Annotated in this window: 30 protein-coding genes and 1 rRNA gene; 16 read left to right on the top strand and 15 right to left on the bottom strand. The window is 56.3% G+C overall.

Annotated elements, in window-relative coordinates; translation table 11 throughout:
• Positions 1-73: 73 nt before the first annotated feature.
• Positions 74-193 (bottom strand): 5S ribosomal RNA (gene rrf, locus F7C38_01815).
• A gap of 151 nt (positions 194-344) precedes the next feature.
• Between rrf and F7C38_01810 the strand changes: the two genes are divergently transcribed.
• Both F7C38_01810 and F7C38_01805 read left to right on the top strand, forming a co-directional pair.
• On the top strand, positions 345-1,166 hold the full coding sequence (locus F7C38_01810; protein MCE4600289.1) for a GntR family transcriptional regulator: 822 nt from the start codon (positions 345-347) through the stop codon (positions 1,164-1,166).
• A 37-nt stretch (positions 1,167-1,203) separates the two neighbouring features.
• A complete protein-coding gene (locus F7C38_01805; protein MCE4600288.1) occupies positions 1,204-2,358 on the top strand; it encodes an ATP-binding protein in 1,155 nt (384 codons plus the stop codon).
• Here F7C38_01805 and F7C38_01800 read toward each other — a convergent pair.
• Positions 2,345-3,268 carry a methyltransferase gene (locus tag F7C38_01800; protein ID MCE4600287.1) on the bottom strand — a complete coding sequence of 308 codons (924 nt, stop codon included), beginning with the start codon at positions 3,266-3,268 and terminating at the stop codon, positions 2,345-2,347. The genes F7C38_01805 and F7C38_01800 overlap by 14 nt on opposite strands.
• 66 nt (positions 3,269-3,334) lie before the next feature.
• Between F7C38_01800 and F7C38_01795 the strand changes: the two genes are divergently transcribed.
• Complete coding sequence (locus F7C38_01795; GenBank protein ID MCE4600286.1) at positions 3,335-3,496, top strand: hypothetical protein; 162 nt, start codon at positions 3,335-3,337, stop codon at positions 3,494-3,496.
• A 37-nt stretch (positions 3,497-3,533) separates the two neighbouring features.
• Here the strand turns inward: F7C38_01795 and F7C38_01790 are convergent, their stop codons facing one another.
• On the bottom strand, positions 3,534-4,844 hold the full coding sequence (locus tag F7C38_01790; protein MCE4600285.1) for a tRNA (N(6)-L-threonylcarbamoyladenosine(37)-C(2))-methylthiotransferase: 1,311 nt from the start codon (positions 4,842-4,844) through the stop codon (positions 3,534-3,536).
• 96 nt (positions 4,845-4,940) lie between these two features.
• Here F7C38_01790 and F7C38_01785 point away from each other — a divergent pair, with 96 nt between their 5' ends.
• From F7C38_01785 to F7C38_01775, 3 genes are all read left to right on the top strand, one after another.
• The gene (locus F7C38_01785) at positions 4,941-5,375 is read left to right on the top strand and encodes a translation initiation factor IF-2 subunit beta (GenBank protein MCE4600284.1); all 435 of its coding nucleotides are present in this window, start codon (positions 4,941-4,943) and stop codon (positions 5,373-5,375) included.
• A 157-nt stretch (positions 5,376-5,532) separates the two neighbouring features.
• The gene (locus F7C38_01780) at positions 5,533-5,778 is read left to right on the top strand and encodes an MGMT family protein (protein ID MCE4600283.1); all 246 of its coding nucleotides are present in this window, start codon (positions 5,533-5,535) and stop codon (positions 5,776-5,778) included.
• 36 nt (positions 5,779-5,814) lie between these two features.
• Positions 5,815-6,087, top strand: coding sequence for a U6 snRNA-associated Sm-like protein LSm6 (locus F7C38_01775; protein ID MCE4600282.1), 273 nt, complete (start codon positions 5,815-5,817; stop codon positions 6,085-6,087).
• Here the strand turns inward: F7C38_01775 and nucS are convergent.
• From nucS to F7C38_01750, 5 genes are read right to left on the bottom strand one after another with little or no spacing between them, the layout of a single operon-like run.
• Positions 6,084-6,854, bottom strand: coding sequence for an endonuclease NucS (gene nucS, locus F7C38_01770; GenBank protein ID MCE4600281.1), 771 nt, complete (start codon positions 6,852-6,854; stop codon positions 6,084-6,086). The two genes, F7C38_01775 and nucS, sit on opposite strands and share 4 nt — an antisense overlap.
• Positions 6,855-6,867: 13 nt before the next feature.
• Positions 6,868-7,560, bottom strand: coding sequence for a creatininase family protein (locus tag F7C38_01765; GenBank protein MCE4600280.1), 693 nt, complete (start codon positions 7,558-7,560; stop codon positions 6,868-6,870).
• Position 7,561: 1 nt separating this feature from the next.
• Positions 7,562-8,266 (bottom strand): orotidine 5'-phosphate decarboxylase, encoded by a 705-nt coding sequence (locus tag F7C38_01760; protein MCE4600279.1) that lies wholly within the window; start codon positions 8,264-8,266, stop codon positions 7,562-7,564.
• 59 nt (positions 8,267-8,325) lie between these two features.
• Entirely contained in the window at positions 8,326-9,309 is a 984-nt protein-coding gene (locus tag F7C38_01755) for an aldo/keto reductase (GenBank protein MCE4600278.1), read from the bottom strand.
• Complete coding sequence (locus F7C38_01750; protein MCE4600277.1) at positions 9,306-10,229, bottom strand: hypothetical protein; 924 nt, start codon at positions 10,227-10,229, stop codon at positions 9,306-9,308. Before F7C38_01750 ends, F7C38_01755 begins: the two co-directional genes overlap by 4 nt.
• 106 nt (positions 10,230-10,335) lie before the next feature.
• On the opposite strand from F7C38_01750, the gene F7C38_01745 reads away from it, so the two are divergent.
• Genes F7C38_01745 through F7C38_01735 form a run of 3 tightly spaced genes read left to right on the top strand, consistent with a single transcriptional unit; the run spans position 10,336 to position 12,774 of the window.
• Positions 10,336-10,569, top strand: a complete 234-nt coding sequence (locus F7C38_01745) for a UPF0147 family protein (protein MCE4600276.1) — start codon at positions 10,336-10,338, stop codon at positions 10,567-10,569.
• Between the two features lie 27 nt (positions 10,570-10,596).
• Positions 10,597-12,003 (top strand): DUF402 domain-containing protein, encoded by a 1,407-nt coding sequence (locus F7C38_01740; GenBank protein MCE4600275.1) that lies wholly within the window; start codon positions 10,597-10,599, stop codon positions 12,001-12,003.
• A 54-nt stretch (positions 12,004-12,057) separates the two neighbouring features.
• Positions 12,058-12,774, top strand: a complete 717-nt coding sequence (locus tag F7C38_01735; GenBank protein MCE4600274.1) for a 60S ribosomal export protein NMD3 — start codon at positions 12,058-12,060, stop codon at positions 12,772-12,774.
• 98 nt (positions 12,775-12,872) lie between these two features.
• Here F7C38_01735 and F7C38_01730 read toward each other — a convergent pair whose 3' ends face one another.
• The 5 genes from F7C38_01730 to F7C38_01710 form a co-directional block, all read right to left on the bottom strand.
• Positions 12,873-13,526, bottom strand: coding sequence for a recombinase RecB (locus F7C38_01730; protein MCE4600273.1), 654 nt, complete (start codon positions 13,524-13,526; stop codon positions 12,873-12,875).
• Entirely contained in the window at positions 13,495-13,959 is a 465-nt protein-coding gene (locus tag F7C38_01725; protein MCE4600272.1) for a hypothetical protein, read from the bottom strand. Before F7C38_01725 ends, F7C38_01730 begins: the two co-directional genes overlap by 32 nt.
• A gap of 79 nt (positions 13,960-14,038) precedes the next feature.
• Positions 14,039-14,326 carry a 30S ribosomal protein S26e gene (locus F7C38_01720; protein MCE4600271.1) on the bottom strand — a complete coding sequence of 96 codons (288 nt, stop codon included), beginning with the start codon at positions 14,324-14,326 and terminating at the stop codon, positions 14,039-14,041.
• A 71-nt stretch (positions 14,327-14,397) separates the two neighbouring features.
• A complete protein-coding gene (gene proS / locus F7C38_01715) occupies positions 14,398-15,852 on the bottom strand; it encodes a proline--tRNA ligase (GenBank protein ID MCE4600270.1) in 1,455 nt (484 codons plus the stop codon).
• Between the two features lie 84 nt (positions 15,853-15,936).
• Complete coding sequence (locus F7C38_01710) at positions 15,937-16,302, bottom strand: ATPase (GenBank protein ID MCE4600269.1); 366 nt, start codon at positions 16,300-16,302, stop codon at positions 15,937-15,939.
• 132 nt (positions 16,303-16,434) lie between these two features.
• On the opposite strand from F7C38_01710, the gene dcd reads away from it, so the two are divergent.
• Together dcd and F7C38_01700 are read left to right on the top strand one after the other, a co-directional pair.
• Positions 16,435-16,965 (top strand): dCTP deaminase, encoded by a 531-nt coding sequence (gene dcd / locus F7C38_01705; GenBank protein MCE4600268.1) that lies wholly within the window; start codon positions 16,435-16,437, stop codon positions 16,963-16,965.
• A gap of 18 nt (positions 16,966-16,983) precedes the next feature.
• Complete coding sequence (locus tag F7C38_01700) at positions 16,984-18,426, top strand: aromatic amino acid ammonia-lyase (GenBank protein ID MCE4600267.1); 1,443 nt, start codon at positions 16,984-16,986, stop codon at positions 18,424-18,426.
• Here F7C38_01700 and F7C38_01695 read toward each other — a convergent pair.
• Entirely contained in the window at positions 18,401-19,078 is a 678-nt protein-coding gene (locus F7C38_01695) for a tRNA-binding protein (GenBank protein MCE4600266.1), read from the bottom strand. The genes F7C38_01700 and F7C38_01695 overlap by 26 nt on opposite strands.
• A 68-nt stretch (positions 19,079-19,146) precedes the next feature.
• Here F7C38_01695 and F7C38_01690 point away from each other — a divergent pair, with 68 nt between their 5' ends.
• Positions 19,147-20,427, top strand: a complete 1,281-nt coding sequence (locus F7C38_01690) for a hypothetical protein (protein MCE4600265.1) — start codon at positions 19,147-19,149, stop codon at positions 20,425-20,427.
• A 7-nt stretch (positions 20,428-20,434) separates the two neighbouring features.
• Here the strand turns inward: F7C38_01690 and F7C38_01685 are convergent, their stop codons facing one another.
• Entirely contained in the window at positions 20,435-20,914 is a 480-nt protein-coding gene (locus F7C38_01685; protein ID MCE4600264.1) for an NUDIX hydrolase, read from the bottom strand.
• An 83-nt stretch (positions 20,915-20,997) separates the two neighbouring features.
• Here F7C38_01685 and F7C38_01680 point away from each other — a divergent pair, with 83 nt between their 5' ends.
• From F7C38_01680 to F7C38_01665, 4 genes are all read left to right on the top strand, one after another.
• A complete protein-coding gene (locus F7C38_01680; GenBank protein ID MCE4600263.1) occupies positions 20,998-21,546 on the top strand; it encodes a 2-oxoacid:acceptor oxidoreductase family protein in 549 nt (182 codons plus the stop codon).
• 52 nt (positions 21,547-21,598) lie between these two features.
• Positions 21,599-21,910: a 4Fe-4S binding protein gene (locus F7C38_01675; GenBank protein MCE4600262.1), complete on the top strand. Its 312-nt coding sequence runs from the start codon at positions 21,599-21,601 to the stop codon at positions 21,908-21,910.
• Positions 21,911-21,923: 13 nt separating this feature from the next.
• Positions 21,924-23,135 carry a pyruvate ferredoxin oxidoreductase gene (locus F7C38_01670; GenBank protein MCE4600261.1) on the top strand — a complete coding sequence of 404 codons (1,212 nt, stop codon included), beginning with the start codon at positions 21,924-21,926 and terminating at the stop codon, positions 23,133-23,135.
• Positions 23,132-23,359: pyruvate synthase subunit beta (locus F7C38_01665; protein MCE4600260.1), on the top strand; the 228-nt coding region annotated here is incomplete at its 3' end. The genes F7C38_01670 and F7C38_01665, both read left to right, overlap by 4 nt.

The raw sequence follows: 23,359 nt of genomic DNA, 5'->3' as shown, positions 1-23,359 counted from the left end.
CGAGGTCCTAACTCCAGGATAGATTTCGGATACCGGAGGGCTTGTAGACGTGTCTGTTGAGGAGTGTAATGCCCGGTCCCGGCTTGGGGGCCCTGCGGGGCCTCTCGGACCCCACTGGATCCCCCAACGCGGCCGGCTTAACTGCCGGGTTCGATATGAGTCCGGGTGTTTCCCGACCGCTATGGCCGGGCCGGGCATTTGAATCTGCTAGTGGATTCCAGGTTTTAAGTTTTACTGGGCCCGGATGCCGGGTAGTCTCCCAGTGATACCGGGTTCTATCTCTGATACAATCCCCCGGGCAATAGTTATAGTGTTGGAGCTGGTGCAACGGGGTGCTATAGTTGGTGTTCGGCATCATAAAGAGGTTACGGGCGAGGGCTACCTGGACTGCCGAGGAGAGCGTCGATCCCGTAGCTGGTGTTCCCGGTGAAGAGTTCGACTATGACTTCGACGACGTCCTAGCCCAGCTCTCGATCGCGAGGGATAAGGCAAAGGAAGTCTACTATAGGATCACCGACGAGATAAACAATCTCCATGGCAAACTCTACGAGTCCATAAAGAAGAATGACAAGGACACCGCTGAGATCATCGCAGCCGAGCTCGTAGTTAAGAAGAGGCATCTAAAGATACTCATAGCCTATATAAAGTTGCTAGAAGCAGCCATATCAAGGATAAGGACGACAAGAGACTTCACAGAGACAGCGAAGATATTTGCAACAGTAAACCTAGTGTTGAAGAACATGGAGTCATACATGTATGACTCCCCAGAGCTGACAGCCGTGTTCGCCCAGTTCGCCAATGCAGCGCAATCAGTGATATCACAGTCAACTATACTCTCTGAGAGCATGCCTGTTCCAAACAGCATAGCCGAGCTGGACCCAGAGGTTAAGAGGCTACTGGCAAGCGCCTTCGAGGAGGCTGAGAGGGAGGCTAAGAACCTGGCCCCATCCATACCAGAGTCGATAGTCGTCGACTACGAGGTGCTAGAGGAGAAGCTGCTAGCGTATCTTAGGAGGAATGGCGGCGTCCTCAATGTGAGGAAGGCCGCCGCTGAGCTCGGCGTGTCAACGCGAGTGGTCAAGGAAGTGCTCTACAGGCTGGAACAGAAGGGCGTCATAAGGATCACCTCGAAGAGCCCCGCCGGCGGGGAGAGCCTGCCGGCGTAACACCCGGGCCCCATCCTCACCCGAGGGGTGTGTGGCGGTGATCAGCAGAGGGGTGCAGGTTCTAGAGAAGGCTGTGAGGAACCATGTGCTGGCGGCTATGAAGGCCGAGAAGAGGGGAGACTATGAGGTAGCTCTCTATAACATGAAGAAGGCTGTGGAGATACTTGAGAACCTTATACGCAACTATCCAGACCACCCGTTGATAAGCCTCTACATGAAGAGCCTGAAGCAGTACAAGGCCAAGATAAAGCATCTTGAGGGGAAGCTGCTCCCCGCTAATGGGCCCGACGAGGAGTACAGGGTTGAAATACAGGGCGAGGGTAAAAGCGATGTTCCACCAGAGTTCGTCCTCAAGGAGAAGCCCAATATAACCTTCGACGACATAGCCGGGCTCGACGATGCGAAGGAGGCTATAAGGGAGGCCATAATCTACCCGATAAAGAGGCCCGACCTGTTCCCCATAGAGTGGCCCCGGGGAATACTGCTCTACGGGCCTCCCGGAACCGGGAAGACTATGTTGGGAGCCGCTGTGGCTAATGAAGTGAACGGCGAGTTCCTCTACGTTAGTGCAGCCAATATAATGAGTAAGTGGCTTGGGGAGGGAGAGAAGAATGTGAAGAGGTTATTCGACTATGCTAGGAGGCGCGCGGAGCAGGGGATCCCGGTCATAATATTCATAGACGAGATCGACGATCTCTTCGGCGTTCACTCCAGCGAGGTCGGAGGCGAGGTCAGGGTTAGGAACCACTTCCTCAAAGAGATGGACGGGCTCCTGGATAAGGGCAAGAAACTGCACATCTATGTGATCGGCGCCACTAACAAGCCCTGGAAGCTGGATGAAGCCTTCATAAGGAGGTTCCAGAAGAGGATATACGTGCCCCTACCGGACAGGAGGGCCAGGAAGAGACTCCTGGAGATGTTGACCTCGAAGATAAAGCTTGCCCCGGACGTTGATCTAGACGAGCTGGCCGATATGCTCGAAGGCTATAATGGAAGCGACATCAAAGACATAGTATTCGATGCCTACATGAGGACCGTGAAAGAGTTCTTCAAGAACGGAAGCGACAGCGACAGTCCAAGGCCCGTAACGATGGACGACTTCAGGGATGTTATCAGGAAGAGGAAGCCTAGCGTCGACCCCGAGAACCTAAAGGCCCTAGAGAACTGGCGCAAGAGGTTTAACGCGGTCTAACCGCCACCACCCCTCTAGCCCTCCCATCATAATATTTCACTATAAACCCTGTCTCCTTGAGCCTCGACGCAACTCTGCCCGGTAGATTGATCCTCCTCAGCTTGCCAGGCTCTCCCGTGTAATGGAAGAGGATACCCCCGGGCTTCATAACCCTGTAGAGCTCCCCGTAGAATCTCCTCGAATAGAGGTCTCCTGTGGAGGACGTTAGGCGAGGAGGGTCATGGATAACCCTGTCGAAGTACCCTTCGGGGAGGTAGTGTATGGCCTCGGTTACATCATTATGTAGTATAGTTATCCTGGCATCGGACAGCCTCCAGCTCCACGGGTTGTACTCGGCTAGAAGGAGTACCTCCTCACTCACCTCGAACGACACCACTAGGCTTGCCCCAGAGTCTAACGAGTATATCGCCGTGTAGCCGAGACCCATGCAGGTATCTAGGACCCTGGACCCGCGCCGTATCCTAGCGGCGTTGATCTTCGCTAGAGTGTCTCTGTGGGGGTCCGAGCCAGTTATCCTGTGCATGTGTATCCCGTCTATTTCAAGTGTTGGCGGTGTCGATGGAGACGTCGGGTATAGTTTATAGTAACTGCTACCTCTGACCTCCAACGGCACTAGCTTCCCGTCTCCGAGTACCGCGTAGAGCTTGTCTCCCCCGCGGATCCCCTTTAGCACGTCTACCGAAAGCTCGTAGACCTTACCCATAACCTGGAACTGTAGTATCTCGCGGTCTATCCTGGCTACGGATACTTCGGCGTAACCCATCTTATAGGTTATGTTACGACTGGATGCGTTCATTATCTTTTCCGCTAGCTGTTTATCTAGTACCGGGACGTGTATAGGCGCGTACTCGTATAACTCTAGGTACAAGTTGCCCCCGACCCCAACGATTATCCCATTATAGTCGTTCATCGCTTGAACCTTTAATACCCTCCCAGACAAACGTAGATGAGGGGAAATCGACGGGGTGCCTCAACCATGATAACGCCGATATGGGAGGAGGAAGAAGAGGAGTTCTGGGAAGAAGAGGAAGAATGGGAAGAGGAAGAAGATATAGACGAGGAGTGGGAAGAAGAGTTCGAGGACGAAGAGGAGTGGGAGGAGGAAGAGGAAGAGTTCTGGGAAGAAGAGGAAGAATAACCAGGCCACTCCACGCAAATTAAACCCCGGGTGTTTCCTACTCCACGACGACTCCTCTGAGGTCAAAGTAGGTTGCATCCCTAATCTCGACGATAACCCTCTCACCCAACACTGCGTGCCCGCCTATCAGGACCACTGGGAAGTAGTTGTCTAATCGCGCGGTTAACGCGTTCCTCCTCCACCCGATCTCTGTGATTAACGCGTTGTGCCTTGATCCTATGTACCTCCTGTGGATATCCAGCGTTATCTCTTCTACTATCTTTGAGAGGATTTTCGACCGTTGTTTCTTCACGCCATCTGACACCTGTCTCATGGAGGCGGCTCTGGTATGTGGCCTTATGCTGTACTGCGCCAGGTGTACTCGCTCGAATCTTAGCTCTTCAACGAGCCTAACAGTGTTTAGGAAAGCTTCATCGTCCTCGCCCGGGTGGCCGACTATGATGTCGGTCGCGAACATGGAGTCCGGGTAGTTGTGTTTTATGAAGGCGTGGAGCCCCTTGAACTCGTCTACAGTATACCTTCTCCCCATAATGCCCAGAACCCTGTCATCGCCGGACTGGACGGGTATGTGGAAGAACTTGTATACCCTAGCGCTCCTATAGGCCTCAATCAGGTCACGAGAGAGCTCCATCGCCATCTCCGGCGTCATCATACCTATCCTCAACATGTATTCGCCCTCGACCTTCTCCAAGATACTCCAGACCAGGTCGGCTAACGTAGGCCTGCCCGGGAGGTCAACTCCGTAAGCAGCTGTATCGGTTCCCGTCAGGCGTATCTCCACCGCTCCCTGTTCCACGGCCCTCTTAACCGCGTCAACTACAACCCTTGGAGGATAACTCTTCGGACCGCCCCTAGCTAGCTTAGTTATACAATAACTGCAATTGTTCAGGCATCCCTCCTGGATCATTATAGACGCGACGAGGCCTCTATCCCTGTCGACTAGGCTAGCGGGCATCCACCGGGTATTCCTGCTACCGTCCAAGAACAAGCGGGGGACTCCCGACCGGGCTGCCTCGACGACCCTATCTACTGCCTGGGGCGAGAGTAGGCTCGCCTTCGGGATTATCCTCCTGATGAGGCCTGGCCTAGCCTTAGCCAGGCACCCGGCTACAACGTACCTCTTACTGGGTAGCTTCCTGTAGAGTTTCTCAAGCCTCTCAGCTATGCGCTGCTCGGTGTCGAGCCTGACAGCACATGTATTCACAACTATGACGTCTGCCTCCTCGGGGCGTGGAACACGTCTATAGCCGTCCTTCTCTAACAACTCCATCATAGCCCTGGCCTCGAATTGGGCAAGGGCGCATCCATACGTTTCGATATAGTATCTTCCAGTCACTCCCTTTCCCATAGCCAGGTCACTAGCCGAGACAATATATCTACTAGTACAGTCGAGCCGCCACCTTAATAGCCTCCACTCGCAACAGGACCCATGAGGGATGCTACGGTGGAGAAGGCAGAGGCGGAGAAGTTAAAGGACTACGAGTGGCTACTGGAGAGGCTCTACCAGAAGGTGCCACCGAAGAGCGGCTCAGCAGAGTATAGGCTTCCAGAGCTACAGGTGCTCAGGATAGGCTCCCAGACCATAATACAGAATTTCCGCGAGATCTCGATGAGGCTAAAACGCGACCCGCAAATAGTGGCTAGATACCTCCAGAAGGAGCTAGCCGCGGCTGGATCCTACGACCCCAACAGCGGCCAGCTCGTGCTCAACGTCAAGGTCTCCAGGAAAGTGCTGGCGAAATTCCTCGACCTCTTCCTAAAGAACTATGTGAAATGCCCGACCTGCGGGAGCGTCGATACCAGGCTTGAGAAGAGGGGCAGGACCTGGGTGCTTGTCTGCGAGGCTTGCGGAGCCGAGCAGCCGGTTAAGCCCATATAACCCGGGATGACCCAGGTGCCGGTTTTTGCCGCTCCTCGTGCTAGAGGAGGATGGCAGGGTTAGGAGGGCCCGGCTGGAGGACTATATTGAGGCGGCCAAAGCCCTGTTGTCGCTAATACCACCGGGACGTGTGACCACCTACGCCTCAATAGCGCGTCTGCTCGGGATAAGTCCGCGACTGGCCGGGAGGCTGATGGCGTTGAATGACGAGCCGATAGTTGTCCCATGCCATCGTGTTATAGCGAGCGATAAGAGCCTGGGCGGCTATAGCCTGGGGGGTGTAGGCGTTAAGAGACGACTCCTTGAGCTTGAAGGGGTGGCGTTCGACTCGACGGGACGAGTTAAGGAAGAGTACATAGTTGATATAGAGGAGTTGCTCGAAGGGGAGGGCTTAGATTCTTAAGGGAACATGCCAGGTACACTCCAAGGGTGCGACAGCGTGGCACAGCTAAACCCGGTAAAATACCTCAGAAACCAGATAAACAAGGAGATCTACGTCCGGCTTAAGGATGGCAGCGAGTACATAGGCAAGCTGATAGCCACTGATACCACGATGAACCTGGTACTGGACGATGCTAAGAGGCTCCAGGGCGGGGGACGTGAGGTAAAGGCTGTGCTCGGAAAGGTCTTTATACGCGGGAGCATGATCCAGTACATCAGCTTCGAGCCCGAGAAGGCGGCATTCGAGGCCCTGGCAGGGAGCCAATCCTAGAGGAAGTCTGCTAGGCTGCCGGGCTTCTTCCTCTCCCTGGACTTTACGAGTTCGTAGATACTCTTCAAGTCTATCCTCTTGAGCTCGACGCCAGACCTGCTCGCGAGCAGTCTCGCGGAGTCCGTGAAGTCGGGGGCCACCAGGATAGGCCTCACATCTACACCGCGCTTCCTAAACGCCTCAACGTACTTCAGGAGCTGGTGGACGGCCTCCTCGCCCGCCTTAACCCTCTTCAACTCTATCACAACGAGCCTCCCGAGCGAGTCCCTGCCGTAGAGGTCCACGAACCCGGGCTCCACGGGCTTCTCGACGCTTGTAATCCTCAGTCCATCCTCTATCAGGCTGGGCTTGCTTGCGAGGACGTCCCGTATCTCGTACTCGTTTATGTACATCCAAAACGCGCTGTCTAGGGCTTCGTATCCCTCCATTATATGGTAGACCCTGTTGCATCTCACGACCAGTATCTCGTAGGGCCTCCTCCTATAGGCCTTTAGGACTAGCTCCTCGTTCTCCAGCGAGACTGTTATCGTATAGGTATCAGGCTGCCAGTTCTGGGGCTTGAACCCTTTGGGCCCATGCACTATAACGCTCCCGCTAGGCTTGATTATGACCAGCTTGTCGCCGGGCGTGCTTCTGCTCGCGGCCCTGCCCTCATACTCGACGCGGCACTGGCCGAAGAAGGCTATCCACGGCTTCCTGGGTATGACGCCTTTGAGGTGCTCGACCGCCTCCTCCACGTCCTTCGGGCTCGTGTAGACGACCCTCAATAGAACTCCCCTACTATTCTCCTACCCGGCGCGGGGGCTGGGAGCGCTCCTGCCTATAGAACTCTTCGAGGGCTTTAGCCAGCTTGTAGGCTATCACACGGTAGCCGGGCGAGGGGGAGCCCTCTATACCCGTGTCGGGCGGCAGCTGGCCTGTGAGACGATACGGTGGTATCGAGGCCGTGTGCTCGCATGAGCAGTCAGGGTCTAGATATAGTAGGCTTGAGAGTAGATCCCTCTCGATATCGTCGCAGTGGCCCAGCTTCAACCCAGACACCCTCCAATAGTCGAAGACCCCCAGGAGGACGCCGTACTTTTTGGATAGCTCGCGGGAGACGGCCTCCAGCAAGCCACTATTACCGCCGTGGGCGTTGACTATAGCTAGCTTGTCCACCCCATGGCGCGCCAGAGAAGACACTATATCATCGATCACGCTAGCCAGCGAGCTGAGGGAGAGCGTGACAGTGCCGGGCGCCTTCACCCACTCGGGGGAGAAACCATAGTAGAGGGTGGGGAGTATTATGCAGCTAACCCCTTTAGACTCCAGTACCAGGCAGGAACGGAAGGCCAGCGCCTCCGCTATGAGGGCGTCAGCCCCCAGAGGCCCCCCGCAGTGTTGCTCCAGGCTCCCCACCGGCAGTACTATGAGGGACCCTCTAACACCCTCCTCGAACTCCCTATAGCTCATATAGGGTAGGTAGCGGGGCACCCTATAGACACCCTGGCCTCAAGCTCCTAACAGCGTCGAGCGCTGCTTGCCGGGGGTTCTCAGCCCTGGTTATCGCGGAGCCTATAATTATAATATCAGCTCCCGCCCTGGCCAGGTTCCCCGCGTCGCCAGGCCTTATACCCCCGGCAACCGCCACAGGGCCCTTGAAAGCCTCCTTCACCTTGGAGACGAGCTCGGGCAACTGGCCCGCTGTTATCCCCAGACTCCTCTGGACGTCTATCCCTATGTGGAGGAGGGCTATATGGACGCCCAGCCGCCTCAGCCTCTCCGCAGCCTTAACCGGGTCCCCCTGGCCTATCAGGTCTCCATAGAGGGCTACCCCCCGCTCCCCAGCCGCTTCCGCGGCCTCCGAAATAGTCTGCTCGGGAGCCACCGAGAGGACTGTTGAGGCGTGGAATCCATGGTCCGCGGCTAGGTTGACCTCCAGCCTACCCGTATCCATGGTTTTCAGGTCAGCCACCACTATAGGCTCCTGCGGAAGTGCCCTAAGCAACGAGGCCTCTGCCAGCCCAACGCTTTTTACGAGTGGCGTGCCAGCCTCCAGTATCACAGCCGGCGATACCAGGGAGTAGTACCCTATGCGTAGCGCCTCCCTGACAGACACGACGTCGAGAGCAACCTGTAGCAGAGAACCGCAATCCCTAAGCCTCTCACCCAGGGGACCGGGAACCTTTGAAGCACTCAACACACGCCACCAGGTGTTATACCGGCCGTGGGGGTTAATTGTATGGATAGCGTCCTCGGCTAGACGCCGCCCGAGAACCTTATGGAGAGCCACTGGAGCGGTGAAGGTATGTACCTGAGCCACTGGAGGGCGCTGTAGTCGTCGCCCCAGGAATCCCTGAACCTTTCCGAGGCCTCGTCGAGCATCCCGACCTCGCTTTCCGCTAGCTCGATCTCGGAGGCCCTAGCGTACTCAGCGACCCTCCGCTCGCTCCTAGTACCCGGTATGGGTAGTGCACCCTTTGAGATTAGCCATGCAAGCGCTACTTGGGCCTTAGAGGAGCCGTGTGACCTAGCGACTACTTCCAGGACCTCCTGGAGGCGCTGGTCCGTCGAGGCCTTGAAGACCCTATCGCCCCTCTGGGCCATGGAGGCCGGCTTCCGCAGGCCCGCTAGCCCGCCCTTGGCCAGGGGGCTCCACGCGATAATGCCGATTCCACGATTCCGGGCGAAGGGGATCAATTTTCTCTCGGCGACGCGGTATGCAAGGTTATACTGTATTTGGAGGCTTATTGGCTCATGCCTGTGGAAGCAGTGGAGCATCTCTTCGAGTAGTCTCTTGTTGAAGTTGGAGAGGCCTATATAGTGGGCGAGTCCCCTGTCAATTACCTCCTCTAACCCCCGAGCGACGCGGCATAGGCTGGCGTGTATTGGCGGTGGCCAGTGGTACTGGATTATGTCGGGGGGCCTGCCTATACGCTTGAGGGACCCTCTGGCCGCCTTCAGTATCGTATATGGAAGGGTGCGGAATCCCGCTATCTTGGAGGCTACAACCACCTCGCCGCTGATACCGAGTCGAGTCAGGGCGCGGCCCAGTAGTTCCTCGCTCCTACCCCACCCGTAGATCTCGGCCGTGTCGAAGAAGTTTATGCCGGAATCGACGGCCGCCCTTATTATATCCGTTGCATCTCTGAGGCCTCGGGTGCCCCAGCTCCTTGAACCCAGCTGCCATAGGCCTAGCCCTACCCTACTCACTTTCAGCGGGCCGAGGCGGGTGTACTTCACTTCTCCTCTCCACCGCAGCCCCTCCAAGGCTCTGGTCCCGACAGGACCTTGCCTAGGGGGACCCTCCAGAATACGTTCAGCGTGTAGTTGATTCCGCCCTCAACGTTATCCACCAGTATGAAGCCGTTCTCTACTAGGAGGGAGTAGGCCCACCGTGTAGCCTCGCGCCACTTGACGGCTGCGGCAATACTAGCATCTCTCACGTCGCCTATACTCCTCGGTATAGGGACCAATACTATCTCCGACTTCAGCAAGTCCTCTTCCCTAGTCCTCTTCCCGGGTAGGGGGACCCCGTTGCCCGACTCCACGCCATAAGCAGCTATAGGATTGTACTGCTTCATCACGCTGAGACACGGCCTCTGTTTCACTGTGAGCCTGTGTATCACGCGGGGACTAGTCAGCCACCACTCGGCCTTCACCCTGTCACTCCCCAGACCCCTGTTAATGCTATCATCTATCTCGCCGTAATAGTCGACCATGTACTGTTTACTGACTACGCCTAGTCGAGCCAGGTTGAACCTGGAGTTGAGACTCTGCAGCGGGTCGAATGTCCATTTAGCGAGGCTAAACCCATAGTATGAGAGGACCTCCGATCTCTGCGCCGTCTTCAGCTTGAAACCCACGCCTTTATACTTAGCCTCCTCCACGACGCCAGTCGCATGACTATAGAAGTAGTGTGAGGCTGGCCATCCATACGATACGCCCACAAGCCTGTCGCCTTCAAAGGCCCCTAGGACCAGGCCGCCGTTGTCGGACAACCCCTTTAGGAGGTGGGCTGGAGCGGCTTCCCTGTAGTCGTCCATCCGCCAGGCCTTCCTCTGGACCTCGACCGCCTCCATAAACTCCCGGGGGTCCCTCAGCCTTCTAACGGTGATCAACGCTCCCAGACGCCTCCCCAGGGAGAGGCTATAGCACGGCAATACTATATACTCTAATATCCTGTTTGTCTCCTCATTGCTTAGCCGGATCCCATATCGGGGGTGGTTGCCCGTGGCTGCTGCGGTAGATAATGAGGCGAAGATTAGGATGGCTATGAGTATACTGGCTAGCATAGTCAACGATACGGGCGTGCCCAGGAACATTAGGAGGGCCGCCGCCAACGCGTTACAATACCTCCGCGACTTGAAACTATCGCCAGCGGTCAGGGCCGCTAACGCCATAAGCGCCTTGGACGAGGTCAGCCAGGACCCCAACATGCCTTTCCACGCGAGGACAAGAATATGGCAGGCCATAAGCATACTAGAGACCGTGAGGGACTAGCCCCCCAGTCCAGACGGGGCTCGGGAGTTGCTATACGCGGTTAGAGTTAGAGGAATCTATGCAACCGCCCTGAGCGTGCTCCTGCACAGGAAGGGGTTCCTCTTATCCGACGCCAGCAGGATCATCCAGCAGAGGCTCAACATACTATACGCCTCCCGGGCGCCAGAGGTCACTGTGAAGAGCCTTGAAGACAAGCCCGACTACATCCTAGTGATTGGGTATCCCTGGGATGCCGGCGAGGCCGTATACAAGGCGCTCCTAGAAGAGCTCCCATATGCTGTGACTAGGAGGGGGTCCCTCGGCCTCTACACCATAGTCGATGCAAAGTCTCTGGGCGACTGTAGGGTCGAGCTCCCCGGCAGGATAGAGGGCAGACTGGACTCTAGCGAGTGCCCCGGGCCCGGCGAGGCTGTTAGGGTTACCGTCGTGAGGGAGGCCCTAGAGCCTGGGAGATCCATCGTCGTTAGAAGCGAATTGAGGGTCGTCGGTCGCCACGTGATCTTATCGAGGCCGGGCAGCGGTGTGAGCTTCAGTGAGCACATACGCGATCCCGAGCTGAAGGCCTCCCTAATAGCACTGGCCGGCAAGATATTGGACTTAGACGAGTACCATGTCCACTTTAGGAGTGGATCTCGACTGGCTAGCGAAAGCGTCATCGCCGGCGAGGTTGAGTCTCTTCTAAGCGAGCTCGATAAGTACCACGGAGAGAAGCCCTCGGAGGAGCCCAGGATTGTTAGGAGGGGCGAGTTCATAGCGCTACTCGGCCTTCCCTCCCCCTCCAAGTCTTACCTGGATGAGCTTAGGAGGGAGATCACACCGACCATTGACAGGCACCACTCGATCAAATCCTTTAGCGATGAATCGTCGTCGCTGGTAGATTGTGCAGAGGCACAGCTTGGGATTGGAGGGACCCTCAAGGGGATAGGCATAGAGTACTACCTAATGAGCCGGCAGTTGGGTAAGAAGGTTGTAGTCGAGCACCACAAGCCCGGTGGCGATTTGATTAGGCTGGGCCCTTATACTGTTAAGGCTGTTCGACTAGGCGAGGATGTAGTCGAGGTTGACCTGGAGAGGCGGTTGAAGGGTGGGGGGACCCTCGACGGCCTGGGTGTCGAGAAGCGGCCTGGCGACTGGGTGAAGACCAGGATAAGGTCGGGGGACTGGTTTATAGTACACGAGTACTATAGTAGTTCCGGGAGCCTGCTCGGAGTGTATGCGAATATCAATACGCCTGTCGAGTTCGGGCCCGGGAGGATAAAGTACTTCGACCTTTACATCGACGTCGTGAAGAGGCCTGGCGGCGAGGCTCGGATAATCGATAGGGAGGAACTAGACCATGCCTACTCCTCCGGCCTAATAACCAGGAGCCTCTACGAAAAAGCACTAGAGACGGCCGAATATATGGCCCGTAGGCTCGCCTCGACGTATCCCTAGGCATTTAAGCTCTGGATCAGGTCTGGATACCCAATTATAGAAGGGTGTTGGAGGATGAGGGTCCCCTGCCCCCGATGCGGTAGGATGGTTGACAGGCTAGTGCGGGGTGTATGCCCCAGGTGCTTCGCTGAGAAATACGGTGTGGCTAGTCTACCTAGCACGGTTAGAGTTGAGGCTTGCAGGTATTGTGGAGCCGTTAGACTCGGGGGCAGGTGGATCCATGCCTCAAGCTTCCACGAGGCCGTTGAGGCAATAGCCCGCTATGTCGTCGAACGCACTAAGCCCGTAGAGCCCCTGGAGGATGTTGAGCTGGCCGGAATAGAGTACGAGAGCTCGCCCAACTGGACCACTAGACTGACCCTACACCTCGCCAGCCATTATAGGGGCGTGACCATAACTGGCAGGGCAGGGATCCTCGTCCAGATAAAGTCCAGTATATGCCCCGTGTGTAAGATACGCGTTAGCGGAGAGTATGACACGGTCCTACAGATACGCGGCGCTCGGGGAGAAGCTCTGAGGCGCGGGGTAGAGGAGGGTCTGGCCAACGCCGGCCTCCAGGAGCAGCTGGTGGATATCATAGAGTCTAGGGATGGTATAGATGTTTACTTCACCAACAAGGGGGCTGCTAGGAAGCTTGCCAGGGAACTCTCCAGGCGCTTCAAGGCCAGGCTCTACGAGGTTGTCCACGAGACGGTTGGAGTTGACTCGTCGGGCAGGCGTAGGAGCAGGAAGACCCTGGTACTGAGGATTAGAGGGAGCTACAAGATTTAACCGCACTCGGTACAATGTTACTATCGGCCAGGGCGCCCCGCTGTTAAGGCCTCCGCGACCCCTCCCGAAGGGTCTCGGGAGTGTATGGGCGAGGGGTGTCAGGGGCGGGGTACACCCTCTAGCTTTCCAGCGATCTTGCACGCCAGGAGCAACCGTGCCATCAGCCTGACGAGGCGGTAGTTGCCCCTCGGGAGCAACCCCCTCCTGTGGAGGGTTCCTATCCTCCTGGCTAGGTCCTCTACACTGGTGTCCACGGCCTCTGCCGCCTCCCGGATAGTGTCGGTGGTGGCTATCGCTTCTAGGACGCGTAGATCGTCGTCGTCCACCTCGTGGCATTTTGTGAAGGCTTCCAGGATCCTGTCTATGGCGTCGTAGACCGCCTCTTGTACGATCATGCGCACCTCGTCGACGCTCGTGTATATGACGTCGGAGAGTATTATCGTGTCGACGCCCAGCCTATCGGCTAGCTTCCCGGCTTTCTCATCCATGCCACGTGCTATGACCAGGGGCTTGTAGCCAAGGAGTAGTGCATTTGTGTAGGCCTGCCTCACCCCGGTGACGTCTAGTACGCCAGCCTTTATCTCGACCGCATACCTGGCTCCCTCCTTCTCGGCTATAGCATCTACCTCGCCTATCTCCACGCCATCCACGACTATCCTCTTATGGACCTCCAGGACCCTGTATCCCAGCTCCTCCAGTAGCTGGCGGGCTATGGCCTCGCTAGCCCTCCAAGCTCTCTTCCCGCTCGTCACCCTCACTCAAACCCCATATCTCGGCCTCCAGAGATAATGGCGCCAGCCGTATAGCATAGTTGTCGACGAGGACTATATCGGCTCTCCTAGCCTCGGCGCTAACATCCACCTCCACGAGTCCGTTGGATCCCTCGATTATAGGGTCTTCAAGCAGGGTCACTATGTAACCGCGGAGGTCGACGTGCAGTAGAAGGCCCCGGACAATCCTTAGATCTCTCGGACCCTCAATGCTCCTACCGCCTATCCTTAGAGCCTGGGCTAGAATCCGCGAGTATGAATGTGGGGTTAGGAGGACATATCGAGGCTGGGGTGTTCCCCTCGAAATGCCCCGGAGCCAGTGGTTTAACGGGCCGGAGAGGAGGAACTCGGCTCCCACGGCCCACGCCCTACCAGCTAATAGGCTTAGGCCCCAGAGCGCATCGACGAGTCCCATCAGCCAGCCATCCCACGTCGAGGGGGTTGAGGAGGGATGGTATTGTGTCTAACCCGAGAAGACCCTAGGGGTTGGAGGGCTAGAGTTCCAGGCCCTTCGGCTTCCTCTGCTCCTCGGGTCTTATCTTTATTATACCATAGTGTATAGCGCATGAGACGCAGTAGCATTTGGTCACAGGGTATCTCATTATTATTGCGCCCTTCTTCTCAAGCTCCCTCGCCAGCTGTGGGTCTACGGGGCTGTACATCCTGGTCACGCAGATTGCCTTGTCGGCGGGAACGATCCTACCGCAGTTATCGCATTGCACGGTCCCGGTCTTTCCCTTGGCGCCCTTTCTCCTTCCCCTGCTCTCCCTCTTCTTCGGCATCCCTATCTTCCACCCAGGCCATAACCTGGAGTATGGGATTATTATTTGTAAGGCCCTCCGATATGGTTATCCTAATACGTCTTCGAGTACCTCATGTATGTTATAGCCTTCCTTCCACACACCGGGCAAGCCTCGCCCTCCCCGGCTTCCTCAAGTGGCCATGGCGTGCCGAGGGCCTTGCCCTCAAGCTCGTCCTGGAGGTGGACTGCGCACTCTTCCCTACCGCACCAGGGTATCTCTACTACACCCTTGCGCTCTGCTATCCACTTCCTAGCTTCCTCTATGTTTGATGTCCTCAGCACTCTCGACTTTAGGTACTCCCATGCCCTCTCTCGGAGGCTGTTGAATATCTCGTTGAAGAGTCTCTCTATAGCGTCTGCCAGCTCCTCTATGTCCACCTGTAGTTTCTCAAGGGTGTCCCTCCTGACCAGGGTGACTTTGCCTGCTTTGGCCTCCCTGGCCCCTATCTCGATCCTCACAGGTACTCCTCTCGCGTCCCAGTAGTAGAACTTGGCTCCAGGCCTCAGCTCCTCGCGATCATCGATCCGATACCTCACACGGTTCTCCTCCAGTAGCTCGGCTACCTTCTCAATGGTCTTCTTCACCAGTATGCGGTCCTCTTCTTCCCGGGCTGGTATCGGGATTACTACTACCTGGATGGGGGCTATCTCGGGGGGTAGGACCATGCCGTTGTCGTCTCCGTGTAGCGATATGACTGTGGCTACGACCCTGTCGCTTATACCGTAGCTCGTCTGCCATGGGTGGTCCAGGCTCTCGTCGGCCAGCTGGATCTTGAAGTCGAACGCCCTGGTGAAGCTCTGCCCTAGGTTGTGGGCCGTCCCTATCTGGAGGGCTCTTCCATCGGGCATTACTGTGTCGAAAGCTATCGTGTATAGTGCTCCCGCGAACTTGTCCCACTCTGGCCTCCTGGAGACTAAGTATGGTATCGCTAGGGAGTCGAAGAACTCCTTGTAGGATTCTATGGCCTCTAGCACCTGTCTCTCCGCGTCTTCGAAGGTGTCGTGGAGCGTGTGTGCTTCTTTGAATGTAGTGACCTCCCTCAGCCTTATCATGGGCCTCGTGGCCTTTGTCTCGTAGCGGAATATACTGACTATCTGGTAGTATTTCTTCGGGAGCTGTTTGTAGCTCTTCACCCAGTACTTCTCCATGAATGTTATGCTGGTCTCGCTGGTGGGCCTGAGGGCTAGTTTCACGTCCAGCGGCTCTAGGCCCCCATGGGTCACCCAGTATACCTCGTCCTCGAACCCCTTGACGTGCTCGGATTCTTTCCTGAGTAGGTGCTCCGGGATTAGGAGTGGGAAGAGTACTTCCTCATGCCCCTTAGAGTCTAGGATCCTCCTGATGAGTTCTATTATCTTGCTTCTTATCTTGAAGCCGTAGGGCCTCCAGACGCCCATTCCCTTGACTGGGTATCTTCCGTAGTCGTAGACTTCTGCCTCTTCTATTACCCAGTCGAACCATCGAGGATAGTCTGATTGCCACTTCTCTCTCTTGCCCTGGGGCATTCCTGGTCGTACCCTGCAATTGGTTGTGTGGTACCCCGTATATAACGCCGATTGAAATACTAATAAAAATTATTTTTGATATTTTTATATTACGAAGAGTATCAGCAACGCCACCAGCAAGCCGTAGATAGCGATTCCCTCTCCAAGGGCGACGTAGAGAAGCGCGGTACCCATCAACTCCCTATTCTCGGCCACAGCACTAACCGCAGCGGCGCCAGCAACACCTACAGCGTATCCTCCGCCTATGCCGGCCAGGCCAACGGCTAGAGCGGCTCCCAATCCCTTGGCAAAGGTCGTATTAGCAGCTAAACCGCCCTGATCGCCTCCAGCCTCCTGGGCTGAAGCGAGGTACCCGACAGTCATGAATGCGGCGAAGAACGCGAAGACCGCGACCACTAGTGTTAGAAGCCTGAACCTCCTGTCCTTCAACAGCACCATGAGCGCCTTCACGTCTACCACACCCTCATGCAACCGACTAACGTAGGAGCTATTAGAGGGTATTTGAGGGTTTTCCAACCAAGAGTCATTATAATCCCGCCCAACGTAACAGTAGGCACCTAGGGCTACCCTGGGTGACACGCCTTGATCCTAGGAGACTACGATATAATGCTGCTCCTACGGGCAGGAGACCTGGTAATCGAGCCCTTCGACGAGGAAATCGTTAGAGAGAACGGCCTGGACCTCAGGCTCGGCAGGGAGTACTGCGAGTTCAAAGACACCGACACTATACTCGACCCCAGGCATCCCGGGGACCCGGAAGAGTTCTACGAGTGCCACGCTGGAGACGAGATAATCATCCCACCCAGGAAGCATGTACTCCTACACACGCTCGAATACATAAAGCTACCATCATATGTGGCGGGCCTAGTAAACCTGCGGAGCACCTGGGCTAGGAGCGGGATCTATGTTCCCGCCACGGTCGTCGACGCGGGGTTCGAGGGCCAGCTAACCATCGAGGTCGTAGGGTCGAGCTTCCCAGTGAAGCTATATCCGGGCGATCGCTTCCTCCACCTGGTGATGGTCAAGCTAAACACTCCAGCATTAAAACCCTATGAGGGCCAGTATAAGGGTCAGAGGGGAGTGAGACTGCCAAAATTCTTCCCTCCACGCTAGAAGAGACGGGTGGATAGGGTGGATTCTCCGGGACTCCTAGAGATTAGCCACGACTCGTGTCCGGCCATCTCCGAGATCCTTGACGTGGTCGAGAGGAAGAGGATGGTTAGTGTAAGTAGAGAAACCCTGCGCCTGGCCGATGACGTGAGGAGGCGCTACGAGGAGCTCGTAGAGCGGGGAGAGAAGGTCTATGGATACTGCACTGGCCTCGGCCAACTATATACAAGGAATCCCGGTAGATGCGGTCCGGCATGGGAGAAGCACGTGCTCGAAGAACACGCTATGGGGGTTGGGGAATACGCGGCCCTAGACATCGTTAGGGCCTTCCTAACAGTTAGGCTGATACAGCTCTCAAGGGCAAGAGCCCCTGTTAGGGGTGTAGTTATAGAGAGGCTTGTAGACGCGTTAAACAACGACATCACGCCACTGGTACACCTCCATGGGAGTGTGGGGGCCAGTGGAGACCTAGCCCCGTCGGCGGAGGCCTTCCTCTGCCTCTACTACGGAGAGGGGACCGCGTACTCCAACGGGAGTGTATCCAGCTGTAGAGAGGCTCTCAAGAAGCACGGGTTAGAGCCGCTTGAGCTTGAAGGGGGCGAGGCTCTAGCACTTATAAATAACACTGCCTGGAGCACCGGCATCCTCATCTTATCTACACGGTCTCTCCGAGAACTGTGGTTTACGGCGCTGGACTCCTTCGCGCAGTCGGCCAGAGTTGCTGGCTGCAACCATCAACACTACAATGCTGACGTGCTGGGATCCTCCGCTCACGAGGGCGTGCGGAAGGTAGGCTCCTTGATCAGAGCCCTAGCAGGGGAGTGTAGTGGGAGGAGGCTCCAAGACCCTTACAGCTTGAGGTGCACGCCCCAGGTCATGGGAGCCGTCCACGATATACTAGAGTTCGCCGAGAGGATAGCCGTTGAGGAGGCTTGCTCTTCCACTGAGAACCCAGTCGTAATAGATGGCGGGCTATACCACTGGTGCGGGTTCCACAGCATCTACGCTGGTATCGCCGCCGATCTGCTACGCCTCGGCATAGCCCACCTTGCAAACCTCGTCGAGAGGAGGATAGCGCAACTGCTCCGCTCGGAGATAACAGGGCTACCCGATTTCCTGGCCAGGGAAGATGATAGTGTGGGTGCGATGATACTACAGTATACCTCGGCTAGCCTCGCCTCAAGGATCCGGTGGCTAGCCAATCCCGTGACCGTGCATAACATACCAACGAGCGGTCTCCAGGAGGACGTTGTGCCCCAATCGCCCGAGGCCGGGTATAGTCTAGCCGAGTCGCTCGTGCACCTAGCCCATCTCATCTCCCTTGAGAAGGCTCTGGCAAGCTATGCCTCAACCGGCATGGAGGGTGGAGTGAAGGAGTTGCGCTCTAAGATAGATGAATACGTGGGGGAAGTGGCTAGGAGGGCCTCGCTGGAGTGGGCTATCTACTCTCGACTAGTGAGATGATCCTGGCTTTGAGCTCCGAGGAGAGGAGGCTCCGAGGGACCCTCTTTCCAATATACCTCTTGTCTATGGGATCGGACGAGTACATTGCCTCGCTGACTACACCAGAGAACTCCACGGGAGGCAGTATAGCGGCGGCCCGTACATCGCTGACCCTTATATCGTCCAGGTTGGTTACTATCGTGAAGACGGCGGTCCCCGCCGATGCCCTTGTGAGTTTCAACTTGTCGGAGCGTGGGAGCGGTTCTACCCTGGTGACCTCTACCCCGACGACGTCTACAGCATACTCCGGGTGGTTAGCTTCTCCGAGGGAGATCCTGGATGGAAGCCCTATTAGTATAAGTAGTGCATAGCGGATTTCGGCAAAGGCTAGAGCCTTACTCCCCTCTAACTTATAACTCGTCTTAGGCATTACTGTATCAGCGATCTCTCTAGCCGACTCGACAATCGTCTTCAGCTCTTGGGATTCGAGCACCATATCCACGGGGAGATAGGAGTATTTCAGCTTCAAGAGAGTCTTCCTAGCTCTTTCGAGGCTCTCCAAAGCCTTGCCCCTGTTAAAGGGCCACGGCAACCCCCACTGCCTTAGCCTCCTTTCGAGTCGATTAACCGCATCCTCGGCGACCAGAATCCTATAGTCCCTGGCAGTATCCAAGCTCGACACCCTTTCCCGGGAGAAGAGGCTATATGGCCTGGGGTTTAATTACTAGGCCAGGTGACGAATTGCCGGAACTCGAACTGAAAATCCCACGAAATGGCATGGTTAGGATTAGCGGGCCAGCCGAGATAGTCATTAGAGAAGGCTCGCTGGTGGTCTTGGGGGCCGAACTGGCCGAGGGGGACAGGCTCTCGATAAGCGAGTACCGCAGCTACGCGCTGAAGGCCCTGGAGGATACTAGGATACTAGTTGGCTTGGGCGGGCAGGGTAGGATCGAGTGGGTAGGCTCCGATACGGAGCCCCTAGAGGAGTGGGTGTCTATCGCCGAAGCGGTTATTGACAGCTGTACCCTGCCTTGCAGGGTTGCCATCATAGGACCCGTTGACTCTGGGAAGACTAGCTTCACGGCGTTGCTCGCTAATAGGGCCCTAGCTAGAGGAGTGCCTGTCGCAGTGATCGATAGCGACGTGGGGCAGGCTGATATCGGGCCGCCCGGGTTCATTAGCTTATCTATTCCATCCGATTGGATCCTATGGTTGAGGGAGCTTGAGCCTGGCTTGATGCGGTTCATTGGCTCGATAGAGCCTGCCCCCGTTGTGGGTAGGATCGTGTCCCAGACGAGTATACTAGTGGAACGTGCTGAACGCGAGGGTGTTGGTCTGTCTGTCGTGGACACCGACGGGTGGGTGGAGGGGTGGAATGCTCTAGAGTACAAGGGCGACCTGGTTAGGGCGGCGGACATAGACAGGATTGTAGTGTTGGGTGATCCTGGCCTCTACGAGTTCTTCCAGAAGCTGAGGCCTGGTGGAGTGTACTATGCTAGGAGCCCGGTTGTCAGAGTATCAAGAGACGCGTCGGATAGGAGGAACCTGCGGAGCATGAATTACCGGAGGTTCTTGGAGGGAGGGTTTACCCGTGAGATCGACTTGAGAGGGGTCTCTGTCTTTGGTAGTTGTCTCTTTTCGTCCCAACCCTTCGGCGGTGATGGCATCAAGAGTAGACTGGAGTCGACGCTAGGGAAGACGGTGGAGTATATTGGGAGGTATCCCGGTGGGTATTGTCTTGTTGTCGATACTGGAGAGGAGAGCTTAGGCGCTATATCAAAGGCGGTGCAGAGAGAGTTGTCAGGAGATGTTATTATCCTAGACAAGTTCGGCTTCAAGGGCGTGCTCGTAGGGTTAAGTGACGGGACCGGCGATTACCCAGCAGTGGTTGAAGATGTCGATCTAGACAGGCGCGTTATCCGAGTCAAGACTAGGTATCGTGGAGACGTTGAGGCAGTGTTCTTTGGCAGGATAAGGCTTGAGGGTTACAGGGAGGTTCCTAAGCGTCGCATCTGGATATAGCTTTAATTTAATCATTGTATTTCGGAGTGTAGATCCTAACTGGACACGGTGAATTAACCGGCAGTTTCCCCTCCTTTAGCTTGAAGATCAAGCCCCTAGTCGAGTCTGTGAGTTGAAGCCCCAGGGCCTCGTCGAGACCGAAGAACCTGGCTTCCTCGGCGTCACTGGCCGGCTTGACCGTGCCCCCCTTCATTTTCAGGAGCACAGTCACCAACACATACCTGTATTTTATCCTGCCATTTTCATCATATATTATAGCGTCGTCAACGTTGACCACGCCCAACGGTTCCCCGACGACGCCAGTCTCCTCCTCAAGCTCCCTCTTGGCGGCCTCTAAGACGCCCTCGTCTAGCTTCAGGTGGCCGCCCGGCAGGCTCCACCTACCCCTCCCAGGCGGGTACCTCCTCTTGACCAGGAGGATTCTATCGCCCTCTAACACAAGGGCTCCCACGCCGACCAAGGGTTCTCTCGGGTATACGTGGCTCATCCCGGGCTTCCACCGTCTAGATATCCTATGGGTACAAGGCTATAATGAAACACCCTGCTAATATTTTCTAAGGGTGTGGGCTGGTGCTGGTCGAGATACGTTTCCACGGCCGCGGCGGGCAGGGTGCGGTTACGGCTGCCAACCTTCTGGCCAACGCCGCGGTTCGCGAGGGGAAGTATGCGCAGGCATTTCCTTATTTTGGGGCCGAGCGTAGAGGGGCCCCGGTAGTTGCCTTTGCAAGGATAAGCGATAAGCCCATAGAGACCCACTCTAGGATTGAGAATCCCGACGTTGTAGTGGTTTTGGACCCCAAGTTGTTCGAGCTGGCCGATGTTACCGTTGGCTTGAAGGATGGTGGAGTCATTGTTGCGAATGCGAGGGAGAGGCCTCAAATCACGGGTAACTATAGGGTTTACTGTGTTGATGCCACCTCTATAGCTCTACGGCTTGGCTTGGTCGTCAGCGGTTGGCCTGTTGTGAACACGGTCATGCTTGGCGCGCTGGCTAAGGCGCTAGGTCTTGTAAAGCTTGAATCGGTTATCGACGCTGTCATGGAGCAGTTCCCGGGGAAGATCGGCGAGTTGAACGCTGAGGCGATTAGGGAGGCGGCCCGGCAGGTTAGGGAGTGCTAGCACGGAGGTATTGGCTCCTAAATAATAACCCCCTGGATGGAGTGATTAATGTATGGTGTGGGCGGTTCAGATGGCGTCTAGTAGTGGCCCTATATTAGAGGAGCCTAGAGTGGTCTTCATAGCTCCTATCAGCAAGCCCGCGCCCGGTAGCGCTGGGAAGACGGGAACGTGGAGGACGCAGAAGCCGGTTGTCAATCTCGACAAGTGCACTGGTTGCTTAATCTGCTGGCTGTACTGCCCCGAAGACACTATAATTAGGCTGGAGAACGATAAGGTGGCTATCGACTATGATTACTGTAAGGGGTGCGGTATATGCGCCCACCAGTGCCCATTCGACGCGATCGAGATGGTCCCCGAGGGGTGATACAGGGTTGGTCGTGAAAACCCTGACCGGGAACTATGCGGTGGCCCACGCGGTCAAGTCAGCGAGGGTCCAGGTCGTTAGCGCGTATCCCATCACGCCCCAGACAACGATAGTAGAGAAGATATCGGAGATGGTAGAGAAGGGGGAACTCGATGCCAAGATGATACGAGTAGAGAGCGAGCACTCCGCACTAGCAGCGGTCTTCGGAGCAGCTAGCGCTGGTGCGAGGGCCTTCACGGCTACAGCAAGCCACGGTCTACTCTACATGCACGAGGTTGTATGGTGGGTTGCCGGGGCCAGGATCCCGGTAGTGATGGCTGTCGTCACTAGAGCCATAGGCCCTCCCTGGAACATCCACGTAGACCACCAGGATATAATGGACCAGCGGGATAGCGGTTGGATAATAGCGATAGCTCAAGAGAACCAGGAGGTCTACGACCTGACTCTCCAAGCCTTCAAGATAAGCGAGGACCCCAGAGTGTACCTGCCAGTCATGGTGGGTCTAGACGGCTTCATACTATCCCACACGACAGCACCTGTCGACATACCAGACCAGGACCTGGTGGATCAGTGGCTCCCGCCGAGGAGGCAGCCCTACGTGGTAGCCCCTGAGACCGAGGTTGTAATGGGTAACATCGCGCCCGACGAGGATCACTATATGATGAGGTACTCGATGGCCGCCGCAATGGAGGCGGCGAAGCAGGTGATAGAGGAGGTAGACAAGGAGTACGGGGAGATCTTTGGAAGGAGCTATGGTGGGCTCGTGGAATGCTATAGATGTGATGACGCGGACTACTTCGTACTACTAGCTGGGAGCTGGGCTGGCGACGCGAAGAGGGCAGTCGACTTCCTACGAGACGAGAAAAGCCTACCCGTCGGGGTTGTACGCATCAGGTTCCTAAGGCCATGGCCGCAGGAGAGGCTAGCCGAGATACTGAGCGGAGCAGAGGGCGTGCTAGTATTCGATAGAGCCATATCAATGGGTAGCACCGGGGTGCTCTTCGCAGAGACCGCGCAGACCCTCTACCCCTACAAGGTCAACATGAAGGGCTTGATCGCTGGCCTCGCCGGAGTAGACGTGGGCCCGAAGAGGATTGCAGAGGAGATAGAGAAGTTTATCTCGCAGACGGAAGAGGGGGCGGTCTATAGGCCCGTAGAATGGCTCCTGCCCGACAAGTACGCGGGCAAGTATCCCCCCTATCCACGGGAGGTGGTCGCAAGGTGACCGTGAACATAAAGAGAATCCCCAAGAAGAAATTCCTCATGCCCGGGAACGCCGCGTGCCCAGGATGCCCCGAGACCATGGGTATGCGGTACCTGAAGATGGCCCTAGGCGACAACTTCGTCATGGTCATACCGGCTGGCTGTAGCAGTGTCATCCAAGGCATATCTCCCAGGTCAGGGATATACGCGCCCGTACTCAACACAGTGTTCGCCGCTGCAGCGGCG

The organism is Candidatus Thermodiscus eudorianus (genome assembly GCA_015521085.1).
Taxonomy (GTDB): domain Archaea; phylum Thermoproteota; class Thermoprotei_A; order Sulfolobales; family Acidilobaceae; genus Thermodiscus; species Thermodiscus eudorianus.
Note: the sequence above shows the minus strand (reverse complement) of the source record. Positions and strands in the feature narration are given on the sequence as shown.

Coding starts and splice junctions, on each gene's coding strand:
- F7C38_01685 (MCE4600264.1), bottom strand. CDS start 20,914: ATGAGCCACGTATACCCGAGAGAACCCTTGGTCGGCGTGGGAGCCCTT.
- F7C38_01735 (MCE4600274.1), top strand. CDS start 12,058: ATGAGGGTCCCCTGCCCCCGATGCGGTAGGATGGTTGACAGGCTAGTG.
- F7C38_01800 (MCE4600287.1), bottom strand. CDS start 3,268: ATGAACGACTATAATGGGATAATCGTTGGGGTCGGGGGCAACTTGTAC.
- proS (MCE4600270.1), bottom strand. CDS start 15,852: ATGCCCCAGGGCAAGAGAGAGAAGTGGCAATCAGACTATCCTCGATGG.
- F7C38_01745 (MCE4600276.1), top strand. CDS start 10,336: ATGGCTATGAGTATACTGGCTAGCATAGTCAACGATACGGGCGTGCCC.
- F7C38_01720 (MCE4600271.1), bottom strand. CDS start 14,326: ATGCCGAAGAAGAGGGAGAGCAGGGGAAGGAGAAAGGGCGCCAAGGGA.
- F7C38_01725 (MCE4600272.1), bottom strand. CDS start 13,959: ATGGGACTCGTCGATGCGCTCTGGGGCCTAAGCCTATTAGCTGGTAGG.
- F7C38_01675 (MCE4600262.1), top strand. CDS start 21,599: ATGGTGTGGGCGGTTCAGATGGCGTCTAGTAGTGGCCCTATATTAGAG.
- F7C38_01795 (MCE4600286.1), top strand. CDS start 3,335: ATGATAACGCCGATATGGGAGGAGGAAGAAGAGGAGTTCTGGGAAGAA.
- F7C38_01790 (MCE4600285.1), bottom strand. CDS start 4,844: ATGGGAAAGGGAGTGACTGGAAGATACTATATCGAAACGTATGGATGC.